We start from the raw sequence: 1,638 nt of genomic DNA on the forward strand, positions 1-1,638 counted from the left end.
CCGCCGGGAACGTACACGGGACGGAATCGACCGTGGGGCGCCTACTCGTCGAGCCACCCCCAGCCATTGGCGCTCATCAACCGCGTGAGCTTCTTGTAGGCCAGCAGTGGCGCGATCGCGGGATGGTCGTACTCGGCGAGCTCCCATCGATTCGTGGAGTCCGCGGCGATGCCGACGCGATGAAGGCTGCGCAGCAGCTTGGGCTGGGAGTCGAGATTCGCCGTCGGATCCTGGAGCGCCTCGCGGACTCGCGCCGCAGCCTCGCGCACGCGTTCGGGCTGTTCTCCCGGGGGCGGACGTGTGCCGAGCGTCTCCTCCAGGATGTGCTCGTGGGTCCCCCGATCCCAGGGCAGTCCGGCGCTGTGCATCTCGACGGCCAGGAGCGCTCCGGCTGACTCCGCCGCCACGAGCAGGCGCAACCGCGCGGCCTCGGATGAGCTGCGAACAGCCTGCTGCTGCCGGCGGAACTCCGCGAGCACCTCGTCCGGATCATCCGGGACGCCGGCGGGGACAGTGCCCTCGACGTCGAAAAGGGTGGGCACCGTCACGGGGGGCACCTCCTCCGTGGCGGCAACATCCCACTGCGTCGCTGTCCGAAGGGCATCCGGGTCGGTGACGAGCGCACTGCGGCGGAGGATCGCGTGGGTCAGGCGAAGATCGTGACACCGCGCGACCACCGATCGCGCGTCCAGGATGCCGGGATACCAACGATTCGTGTCCGACCACACCCATCGTGTGCCGGCCTCGTCCGCGTCCCACCAGTTCTCCCGTGAGCGGCGCTGCACGTCCGTGACGTCGAGGTCGGCGTCGAGCGTCGTGATGACGACGGTGTCGCCTTCGCTCGCCACGAGTCGCCAGCGCGGCGCGATCGCCGCCGCGCTGCTGGTCGTCACAGCCCCGATTCGTCGGTGCGTACCAGAATCGCCCCGCACTCCGGGCAGGTCACGACGTCATCGTCGGCGGCCTGTCGAATCGTCTGCAGATCGGTTCCGGAGAGCACCATGCGGCACGCCTCGCACGTCTTACGGTGCAACAGACCGGCTCCGACGCCGCGGGCAGCGAGACGCTCGTACATCGCCAGCAGATCGGCGGGCACGCGCGCGGCGACCGCGGCGCGGTCGCGGGTCGCCGCCTCCCCCCGGGCGGCGGCCGCCGCCACCGCGTCCTTCGCCGCCGCGCTGAGACGAGCGCCCTCCTCGTTCACCGCGGCGATCGTCTCTTCCTTTGCGGAAACGGCGGTCTGGGCGGCATCGAGCTGCTCCATCAGTTCGAGCTCGGCGTCTTCGAGGTCGCTCTTGCGCTTGGCGAGCGAGGCCAGTTCGTGCTCGAGGCCCTGAGCTTCCTTGGCGTTCGCCGACGACGCGAGTCGTTCGGCATCTCGGGCGGCCCGCGCCTCGACCACGGCGACGTCCGACTCCACCCGCGCCAGTTCGGCGGTGATGTCGTCGCGGCGCCCCAACAGCGTCGTCAGTTCCGCGGACAGGCCCTGCCGGCGAGCGAGCAGCTCTTGGACGCGACCGGCCTGCTCGGGGGTGCGGCGGGCGTGCTCGGCGGCCCGGATCACGCCGTCGAGGTTGGCGAGTTCGAGCAGGAGCTGCTGGTCTGCGGGTCGGGACTTCACGGTCCCAACCTACCGCG

Annotated in this window: 2 protein-coding genes; both read right to left on the bottom strand. The window is 70.8% G+C overall.

What is annotated here, in order from left to right; genetic code table 11:
- Positions 1-41: 41 nt before the first annotated feature.
- Entirely contained in the window at positions 42-893 is an 852-nt protein-coding gene (locus I5I_RS06335; RefSeq protein ID WP_239640042.1) for a hypothetical protein, read from the bottom strand.
- On the bottom strand, positions 890-1,621 hold the full coding sequence (locus I5I_RS06340; RefSeq protein WP_036317749.1) for a zinc ribbon domain-containing protein: 732 nt from the start codon (positions 1,619-1,621) through the stop codon (positions 890-892). The genes I5I_RS06335 and I5I_RS06340 overlap by 4 nt, the downstream gene beginning before the upstream one ends.
- Between the last annotated feature and the right edge of the window lie 17 nt (positions 1,622-1,638).

This window comes from Microbacterium sp. B24 (assembly GCF_000333415.1).
Lineage (GTDB): Bacteria > Actinomycetota > Actinomycetes > Actinomycetales > Microbacteriaceae > Microbacterium.